General features: G+C 66.7%; 6 protein-coding genes. All 6 read left to right on the top strand.

Translation table 11 applies throughout. From position 1 onward, the window contains the following. Positions 1 to 377: thioesterase II family protein (locus tag LXM94_RS04880; protein ID WP_235770029.1), on the top strand; the 377-nt coding region annotated here is incomplete at its 5' end. Beyond that, positions 374 to 1,636, top strand: a complete 1,263-nt coding sequence (gene entS, locus LXM94_RS04875; protein WP_235770028.1) for an enterobactin transporter EntS — start codon at positions 374 to 376, stop codon at positions 1,634 to 1,636. The genes LXM94_RS04880 and entS, both read left to right, overlap by 4 nt. Positions 1,637 to 1,715: 79 nt before the next feature. Further along, positions 1,716 to 2,033, top strand: a complete 318-nt coding sequence (locus tag LXM94_RS04870; RefSeq protein WP_235770027.1) for a phosphopantetheine-binding protein — start codon at positions 1,716 to 1,718, stop codon at positions 2,031 to 2,033. A gap of 13 nt (positions 2,034 to 2,046) precedes the next feature. Further along, positions 2,047 to 2,253, top strand: coding sequence for an MbtH family protein (locus LXM94_RS04865; protein WP_235770026.1), 207 nt, complete (start codon positions 2,047 to 2,049; stop codon positions 2,251 to 2,253). A 62-nt stretch (positions 2,254 to 2,315) separates the two neighbouring features. Next, positions 2,316 to 9,506, top strand: coding sequence for a non-ribosomal peptide synthetase (locus LXM94_RS04860; protein WP_235770025.1), 7,191 nt, complete (start codon positions 2,316 to 2,318; stop codon positions 9,504 to 9,506). A 117-nt stretch (positions 9,507 to 9,623) separates the two neighbouring features. After that, the coding region (locus tag LXM94_RS04855) for a hypothetical protein (protein ID WP_235770024.1) at positions 9,624 to 9,908 on the top strand (285 nt) is incomplete at its 3' end.

The raw sequence follows: 9,908 nt of genomic DNA, 5'->3' as shown, positions 1-9,908 counted from the left end.
GGACGCTGCTCGCCCTCCTATACACCCTGCACGACCTCCCGGAAGGGCCTGTTCAAACACCGGTGCTCTCGCACCTTCTGCCTGCGCTGCGCGCTGATCTCACGGCGCTTGGCACCTGGAAGCGGCACGCCCGCGCGCCACTTGCCCTGCCGATCACCGCGTTCGGCGGTGATCGGGATGCGACCTGCCCGGCCGCAAATCTCGCCGAATGGCGGCAGGAGACCACGGGCGATTTCGCACGCCATATCCATCCCGGCGGCCACTTCTATCTCGACGCCCACTCGGACGCTGTGCTCGGCCTGATCCTTCAAACCGCGGGCCTCGTCCTGCCACCGCTGCGTCGCAGGTCGACGCCTGTTCCTGGAGTGTTGACATGACCCTGTCGGATATTCTCGTGGACACCTCGCTGCTGCGGCGCAATCCGGCCTTTCGGCAGATCCTGATCGCCCGCACGGTTTCCCTGGCCGGGCTCGGAATGCTGGCGGTGAGCGTGCCGGTGCAAGTCTATGCCATAACGGGATCCAGCTTCCACGTTGGCCTCGTCGCCGCGCTCGACGGCGCCGGCATGTTCATCGGCCTGCTGCTGGGCGGCGTTCTCGCCGATCTCTACGATCGCCGACGCCTCATCCTGATCGCCCGCGGCGTCTGCGGCATCGGCTTCGTGGCGCTCGCCGTCAACAGCCTGCTCGTGTCGCCGTCGGTTATCGTAATCTGCACTCTGGCCTTCTGGGATGGTTTCTTCGGGGCCTTGGGCGTGTCCGCCCTTATGGCGGCGATGCCGCATATCGTCGGTCGCGAGAACCTGATGCAGGCAGGTGCCCTCGGCATGATGACGGCACGGTTCGCGACGATCGCCGCGCCGGCCCTGGGTGGCGCGATCATCGCCTCGGCTGGCCTGACGTGGAACTACGCGCTCGCTGCCGGCGCGACGCTGCTGACCGTGCTGACGCTGTTGCGCCTCCCGCCGATGATTCCGGCGCAACAGGAGGCGGTGAACCCTCTGCGGCTGCTCGGCGAGGCGTTTTCATTCGTTCTCGGGCAGCGCTTCGTTCTCGCCATCTTCACCTTCGGCACCCTTTTGACGCTCGCGAGTTCCATGCGCATCCTGTTTCCGGCGCTCGGCGCCGACGCCTTCGGAGGCGGCGCCCTCGAGGTCGGCCTGATGTATTCAGCCGTCCCGGTCGGCGCGACAATCGGCGCGGTGCTGAGCGGCTGGGCGCGGAACCTCGGACGGCCCGACGCGGTCATGGCCGGCATGTGCCTGCTGGCATTCGGCTGCGTTGCCGCTGTCGGGGCAGTGGGCCACGTCTCTCTGGCCCTGCCGGTCCTCGCCACCTACGGCTATGCTACGGCGATCGCATCGCTGCTGCAATATTCCCTGCTCCAGGCACACACACCCGACAGCCAGCTCGGTCGGGTGAACAGCCTCTGGTCAGCGCAGGACACCCTGGGGGACATCATCGGGGCGCTGGCAGCCGGTCTGTTCGCGCAGGCGCTCACACCCGCCGGCAGCGTTTTCGCGCTCGGGGCGGCGGCAATGGTCGCGAGCGTCCTGCTTGCGTGGGTGTTCGGCCTGCAGAAACGGAACGCCCGCGGCTTCGCGCCGGCGGGCACACCTGAAGGCGCCGGCTCATGACGACGCAACCAACTTGGCTCCCGCGCTTCAATTCGATCTCCAGGGCCGCGGCCTCCACCCTTCGCAAGGAAGAATGATCATGCATCGTCCCTCTTCGACGCTCCAGCAACCGCAATCGCCATCAGGGGTCGAGGTTCCGCTTATGGCGGCACTCTCGAAGGAGGCCGTCCGCCGGCAGGTTCTCGCCTTCCTCGACGAGGAGCCGGAAGACGGCGACAACCTCATGGATTTCGGCCTCAGCTCCATCGACGCCATGCAGCTGATCGCAGCGTGGAAGGAGGTCGGGTTCGACGTGAGCTTCGTCGAACTTGCGCGACGGCCGACCATCGACGGCATGTGGGAACTGTTGCGCGCCAGGGCGTCCGCAGGTCCGAAGCGACTGACGAACGGCTCATGACGGAGACAAACCGATGGTGAATGGCGAATACATCAATCCGTTCGACGACGACCGCCACCGCTTTCTCGCGGTCGTCAACGAGGACGGCCAGTTCAGCCTGTGGCCCGATTTCGCCGCCGTGCCGCCCGGCTGGTCCGCCAATTTCGGACCCGCGGACCGGACGGCGTGCCTCGAGCATATCGGGCGTGTCTGGAAGGGATCCTGCCCCGCAGAGGCGTAGGGCAGCGGCAATCAGAAACCAGTCAACAGGCGCCGTCCGCCGGGCGGGCGCGAGGTAAACGCATGTCCAAATTCCCCCTTGTCGGCACCCAGTTGGGTATCTGGTTCGCGGATCAGCTCGCGTCGGAGAAAAACACCTTTGCGATCGCCCATGCGGTGGACCTTTCCTGCGATATCGACGTCGCCCTTCTGAAGGAAGCCATCCTTCACGGCCTCGGCGAAGCAGACACCGTGACAGCGCATTATTTCGAAGACGAAGCCGGCCAGTGGCAGAGGATTCGCAACCGCGAGTCCGCGGAGGGTCTGCCACCCGTCGAACTGATCGACCTCGGCGCGGAGGACGACCCGGCGCAGGCGGCACGGGCGCTGATGGACGAAGATCTCCGCCAGGATCTGCCTGTGACAGGAGACCGTGCGCTTTGCCGACAGGTGATTTTCTCGCTCGGGCGGAGCGCCGGCGGGCCGGCCTGGATCTGGTACCAGCGGTATCATCACATCATGCTCGACGGCTTCAGCTTCACGGCACTGACACGCCGTATCGCGGACATCTATTCTCTGAGGCGGCGGGGCGAGGCCGTCGGACCCTCCCCGTTCGGCTCCGTCGCCGAGGTCGTCGCGGAGGAGCAGTCCTATCCCGTCTCCCCGGACTTCGCGAAGGACAGGGCGTTCTGGTCGGCCCACTGCGCCCAACTGCCGGCGCCGGCGAGCCTTTCTTCGCGTATTGCGGGCAGTTCGCCGCAAGGCGCGGCGATAACCGCATACGCGAAGACGCTCCCGTCCGATCACCTTCGGCAGCTGCAGGAGAAGGCATCCGCCCATGGCGTCGCGGTCTTCGATCTGCTGACGGCGGCGGTTGCGGCCTATCTCTACCGCCTTTCGGGCAGCGCCGCACAGGCGATCGGCGTGCCCTTCATGCGGCGGATGGGCTCGGCAGCCATCAACGCCACCGTTCCCGTCGTCAACGTTCTCCCGGTTCTGGCGAAGGTCGATGGCCGCCGGCCGCTTCCGGCACTCGCCGGCAGTGTCAAGGCCGCACTGCGGCAGGCGCGCCGACATCAACGCTACGACGCGGAACGCATCCTGCGCGATCTCGGTATCGTCGGAAGTGGCCGCCCGCTCTACGGCCCGGTCGTGAACTACCGAATGTTCGATTATGACCTGCACTTCGGCGATGTGCGAGGCGCCACCCGCCACCTTGCGACCGGCCCGGTCGACGACATCGAATTCGGCATCCTTATCCACGATGATGCCGTGACGCTGGAGATGCGCGGCGCTGGCGCGCTCTACGGCGAGGCAGACCTCGCGCAGCATGCCTCCCGGCTGGTCCGCGTCATCAATGCATTCCTGACGGACGAGACGATTGCCGTCGACGCGCTGCCGGTCATGGCGGAAGACGAGGCAGAGCAATTGGCCCTTCTCGGAAGCGGGCCGCGTGTGGAACAGTCCCCCCCGCTGACCACGATCGTCGATGTCTTCGTCCGCCAGGCAGCCGCAACCCCCGATGCTACGGCCCTCGTCTTCGGCGAAAGGTCTCTCAACTTCACAACCCTCGCGGCTGATGTTTTCCGCCTTGCCCGCCACCTGATGGCAGGCGGTATCGGGCCGGGCGACATCGTCGCCGTTGCGCTGCCGCGGACGGAACAGCCGGTCGTGGCCATGCTTGGCGTGTTAGCGAGCGGGGCAAGCTACATGCCGCTCGATCTCGACTACCCGGCCGAACGGCTGGCGATGATGTGCGAGGACGCCCGTCCTCGCCTCGTCATCACGGACAAGGCGCACGCTGCCACGTTGCCGCCCGGCACCGATAGTCTTTGCATCGACAACCCGGACATCGTTTACGCCTGCGGGCGGCAGGATGCGGGCCCGATCACGATCGACGAACGGAAGAGCCCCCTGTCGGCGACGACCATCGCCCATGTCATCTTCACCTCCGGATCCACCGGGCGCCCGAAAGGCGTCATCAACAGCCATGGGGCGCTCCTCAACCTGTTCCTTGCCCATGGCCCGACGATCTACCGTCCGGCCCTCGACGCGTTCGCAAGACGGCACCCGGATCGCACGCTTCGGGCCGCGCACACCCATTCCTTCGCCTTCGATTCGTCCTGGCTGCAGATCTTCTGGATGTTGCACGGGCAGGAACTGCACGTTCTCGAGGACGACCTGCGGCGGGACGCCGAGCGGCTTGCAGAAGCGATCGGTATGCGCCGGATCGACGCGCTCGACCTGCCGCCCTCCTTCTGCACGCAGCTCTTTGCCTGCGGCCTGATGGCACCGGAGAGACACGAGCCGACGGTGCTGCTGATCGGTGGCGAAGCGGCCTCGCCATCGCTTTGGCGATCGCTGCGGCATTATCCGGCCCTTCACGCCCACAATCTCTATGGCCCGACCGAATTCACCGTAGACGCCCTGCACGCACCGCTTGCCATAGCGGATCATCCCGTGATCGGCCGGCCGATCGGCAACGGCCATGCCTATGTTCTCGACGCGCGCCTGCGGCCCGTGCCGATCGGGGTTGCAGGTGAACTCTATCTGTCCGGCAGCGGTCTCGCCGAGGGTTATATCGGACGCCCGGACCTGACGGCGCAGCGCTTCGTCCCGGACCCCACCAGGCCCGGTGAACGCATGTATCGCACCGGCGACCGCGTCCGCTGGAACGAGCAGGGCACCATCGAATTTCTCGGCCGCAACGACCAGCAGATCAAGGTGCGCGGCTATCGGATCGAAGTCGCGGAAATCGAAACGGCGCTCACGGATCTGCCCGAGGTCGCGACGGCACTGGTCGTTGCCGAACCCCTTGAAGGCAGCCACCGGCTCATCGCCTACTGCACGATCGTAGCTCAGACCGGCATGGAGACGGTGACGGCGGAGCGCCTTCGCAACGACCTGCGCAACCGGCTGCCGGACTACATGCTGCCCGCCGCCATCGTCCTGCTCGATACCCTGCCGCTGACGGTGAACGGCAAGGTCGACCGGGCACGGCTGCCGGCGCCGTCGGTGGCCGTCGAGCGGCAGCCGACGACCCGGGAGGAAATCCTGATCTGCTCGGCAATGGCCCGCGTGCTCAGGCTGCCGGCCGTCGGTCTCGAGCATGACTTCTTTGCGCTCGGCGGCGACAGCATCACCGCCATAACGCTCTGCACCGCCCTGCGTGCAGACGGTCTCGTCCTGCGGCCACGGGACATATTCGCCGAACGCGACGCGCGCCGGATGGCGCGCGTGGCCAAAGCGGCGGCGATGGATCAGCAGACCGGCGCGGCCACAACCCCGACCGTTTCCGAAGAAGAATGGGCGGCCTTGCAGGCACGATACGGCGCGGTCGATGACGTCGTTCCGACGCTGGTGACGCAAAGGGGCATGCTCTTCCACGCCGCACTCGGCGATCGCGCCGGCAGCTACAACGCCTTTAGCCGCCTGGATCTCGAAGGCCGCCTCGACGTCGACCGGCTTCGGCGCGCCTTCGACGCGGTGCTCCGCAAGCATCCCCAGCTCGGCGGCGTCTTCGACATGGACGGGCGTGACGAGCCGCTCCTCGTGGTGCCGGCATTCGCACCGGGCGCCAGCTGCCTCTGGCCGTGGGAGGAACACGATCTCTCTCGTCAGCAAGCGCATGAGCGCGGCAATGCGCTCGATCGCATCGTTGCTAGCGCCGTCGAACGAAGCCATTTCGGTCCGGCCTACGGGCGCTTGCTGAGCGCGACGCTCGTGCACCTGTCCGACGAGATGCATGTGCTCGTCGTCGTCATTCATCATCTCATGATCGACGGTTGGTCGACGCCGCTGTTGTTGCGCGATCTGCTCGACGCCTACCGCGACGATGGAGAAGCATTGCCGCCGGTGCAACGACGCTACGGCGATGTGGTCCGCCATCTCGCGGCACGCGACCCGGCACCGAGCCGGGCACACTGGCAGGCCGTTCTCCAGGGCGTGATGCCGACACTGCTCTTCGATCGGGCAATGGCGGACGGAACCGTCGAGGAGCACGAATTCAGGTTGCCGGAAACCCTCACCGAGGCCCTGCTGTCGCGCGCGCGGCGGCAAGGCATCACGTTGAACGTGCTCATGCAGGCGGTCTGGGCGATGGTGCTCAGCTCCATGTCCGGGCGCGACGACGTCGTCTTCGGAACGCCGGTCGCGGGGCGCTCGGCGCCGATCGACGGCATCGGCAACCAGATCGGGCTCTTCCTCAACACGATCCCGGTGCGCGTGGACCTGCGACCGGACGTGTCGCTCTGGGCGCAGGCCGAGACGATCCAGACCCGGCATGCCGTGCTGATGGAGCATGATGCCCTGGGGCTGGCCGAAATCCAGACGATGGCGGGCGGGAAGCCGCTTTTCGACACGCTGCTGGTCGTCGAGAACTACCCGGACAGCGACTATCTCGGCCTCGATATCGACGGCCTGGCGGTAACCGGAATCCACAACCGGGGCTACAGCCACTATCCGCTGGCCCTGCTCGTATTGCCGGGACGGGAACTGACACTGCTCATCGAAAGCCGCGGTGCCGTTGACGATGCGCAGGCGGTCGCGGAGCGCGTCGCCGCCCTGCTCGAAGCCCTGATCCTCGATCCGGAGCAGCCGGTGGCCACCCTTCCCGTGCGTTCAGCGCGCGACAGGGCGCTCGTCACGACCGTGAACGCAACTGACCAGACACTTCCATCCCTGACGCTTCGGGATCTGCTGCTGGCCCAGGCCGGCCGCACACCCGACGCCGTCGCACTGCAGGATGAAACCGGCACCTTGACGTTCCGGGAGGTCCGCCGACAGGCGCTGCATCTTGCCGCACGGCTGCGCCGGCAAGGCGTCTGCACTGGCGATATCGTGGCCGTCGCCCTTCCGAGATCGGCACGGCTCAGTATCGCCCTGCTCGCCGTCATCGAGGCGGGAGCGGCCTTCCTGCCGCTGGACCTCGGCTATCCCGATGACCGGCTGGCCTTCATGCTGGCGGATGCGGCTCCGCGGGTCATCGTGACGGACAGCCGGTCGGTCGAACGGCTGGGGAGCAGGGCGACGACCGTTCTTTTCGACGAACTCTGCGGCTCTGCCGCCGAGGTACGGGACGTTTCCGGCGACGGCCTCGGGTCCACCTCACCGGCCTATGTGCTCTACACCTCCGGAACGACGGGCCGGCCGAAGGGCGCCGTCGTGTCGCACGGCGCCATCGTCAACCGCATCCTCTGGATGCAGAGCGCCTACCCGCTCGACGGCACGGACGTGGTACTGCAGAAGACCCCCTGCGGTTTCGACGTGTCCGTCTGGGAGTTCTTCTGGTCCTATGTCGTCGGCGCCCGGCTTGTGATGGCGCCGCCGGACGCTCACCGGGATCCGTCCGCCCTGATCGGGCTGATCGAGCGCCACGCCGTGACCACGCTGCATTTCGTGCCCTCGATGCTGGCAGTCTTCCTTGCCGCCGCCAGGGAAGCAGGCCCGGCCGCCGTGTGCCGATCGATGAGACGCGTGTTCTGCAGCGGCGAGGCCCTTGCGAAAGGTCTCGCGCGGGATTTCTCGGATCTCTTCGATGCCGAACTCCACAATCTCTACGGCCCGACCGAAGCGGCCATCGACGTCACCTTTGCGCCTGCGGCCGGCGATCTGGTTCGCGGCAGCGGAAGCGTACCGATCGGGCTGCCGGTCTGGAACACGCAGCTGCGCATCCTCGATCACCTGCTTCGCCCCGTCGGGATCGGCGTGGCCGGCGAACTCTACCTCTCCGGCGTGCAGCTTGCGCTCGGCTATCTCGGCCGTCCCGACCTGACGGCCGGCCGTTTCGTCGCCGATCCGTTCGCGACGGGACAACGGATGTATCGCACCGGCGATGTCGCGCGCTGGCTGCCGGACGGACAAGTGGAATATCTCGGACGAACCGATCACCAGATCAAAATTCGCGGCCAGCGGGTCGAACTCGGGGAAATCGAGGCGCATATCGAAAAGGTGCCCGGCATCCGCCAGGCGGTCGTGCAGGCGGTGCAATTCGGCAAGCCGGGACTTCAGGGTGCTGATGAACGCCAGCTTGTCGCCTATCTCGTGCAGGAGCCCGGCCTGCCCGCGACACTCGACACGATCGGCGCCAGGCTGAGGGCCGTTCTGCCCGCCCACATGGTCCCCGTCACCTTCATGGCGCTCGATGCTCTCCCGCTGTCGCCAAACGGCAAGCTCGACCGGAAGGCACTTCCGCTTCCGGCGACGGCCGGCGCGGCTTCGTCGACGGGACGGCCGCCCGCCGAGGGGCTGGAGAGCCGGATTGCCACGATCTTCTCGGACCTTCTCGGCCGCGATGCTGTGGGCGCGGACGAGGATTTCTTCGCGATCGGTGGACATTCGCTTCTCGCGATGCGCCTTGCCGCCCGCATCCGCCGCGAGCTCAAGCGACAGGTTTCCGTCGGCCAGATCATGATCATGCCGACCGTCGCGAAACTCGCCGAACACCTGCTTGCCGGCGAACTGGTGGGTGACATGGCCAAGGGCGGGTTCGAGCCCGTCATCCGCCTCCGCGACGGCTCCGGGCCGCCCCTCATCTGCATCTATCCGGCCTCCGGCGTCTCGTGGCAATACAGCGTCCTGTCGCGCTATCTCCATCCGGCAATGCCGATCATCGGCCTGCAGTCGCCCCGCCCGAACGGTCCGATCGCCGTCAGCGCCTCGCTCGACGAGGCCTGCGACAGGCAGCTTGCCGTCCTGCGCGGGATACAGCCCGAAGGCCCCTACTATCTTCTCGGTTATTCCCTCGGCGGCACCATCGCCTACGGCCTTGCGGTTCGCCTGCGGCGCATGGGCGAAACGGTCCGTTTCCTGGGTCTCCTCGATACCTATCCGTCCGAGGAGCACGACTGGAGCGACCCCGACGGGGCGCAGGCCGATCTCGGCGCGGAGCGCGAACAGGAGCAGTTCATCAACGACGCGATGGCCGACGTCATGGACGACGACCTGCGGCGCGAGAAGGAGGAGATGTTCGGGCACATCTTCGACAACTACCGCGACAGCGTCAGGCTGCTCTCCAGGGCGACCACGCCGGACTACGACGGTCACGTCACGCTGTTCGTCGCCGGCAGGTCCGTGCCGCCGGGCATCGATCCGGACAGGTGCTGGCTCGACCGGGTCGCCAGCCTGTCTGTCCATCGCCTCTCCCATTGCTCCCACGAGGACATCGTCTCCCCCGCCTCGCTGGAAATCCTCGGGCCGCTGCTGAATGCGCTGGTCGAGAGTGCCAGCCGCGAAGCGGCACCCGGAACCCCTTCGTCGCGACAGGCCGCGGAATAGCGCACCCACCCGTCCGGCGACTTCTTTCAAGTCCATTTCAAGGATGAAGCCAATGCAGTACAATTCCCCCGCTCCGACCATCGCACCATCCGGAACCCCGCTTCGCGGAGCGGCACGATGAGCGCGCTGGCGAAGGAAACAGGTGCGGCGCATTCCCTTGACGACGACCGTCCGCTGTTTGCCTTCCAGTCACGAAACCGAATCCTTCGCGGCATCGGCCAGGGCGAGCTTCTGCCCCGGGGCAACGCGTCGAATGTTGCCGAGAGGGTCGCCGCCTTCTTTCGCGCCGCGGACCCCGACGCGCTCGTCGCCGGCGCGATGCCCTTCGACCGCGAGGAACGCGACTATCTGTGGAATGCCTCGACAGTGAGCCGCCTTCCGATCGGCCGATCGCCGGCCCCC

This window comes from Rhizobium alarense (genome assembly GCF_021555155.1).
GTDB classification, from domain to species: Bacteria; Pseudomonadota; Alphaproteobacteria; order Rhizobiales; family Rhizobiaceae; genus Rhizobium_D; species Rhizobium_D alarense.
This window is presented reverse-complemented; position numbering and strand designations above follow the sequence as displayed.

Bases quoted from the DNA above. Each gene is read 5' to 3' on its own strand.
- entS (WP_235770028.1), top strand. From the start codon at position 374: ATGACCCTGTCGGATATTCTCGTGGACACCTCGCTGCTGCGGCGCAAT.
- LXM94_RS04870 (WP_235770027.1), top strand. From the start codon at position 1,716: ATGCATCGTCCCTCTTCGACGCTCCAGCAACCGCAATCGCCATCAGGG.
- LXM94_RS04865 (WP_235770026.1), top strand. From the start codon at position 2,047: ATGGTGAATGGCGAATACATCAATCCGTTCGACGACGACCGCCACCGC.
- LXM94_RS04860 (WP_235770025.1), top strand. From the start codon at position 2,316: ATGTCCAAATTCCCCCTTGTCGGCACCCAGTTGGGTATCTGGTTCGCG.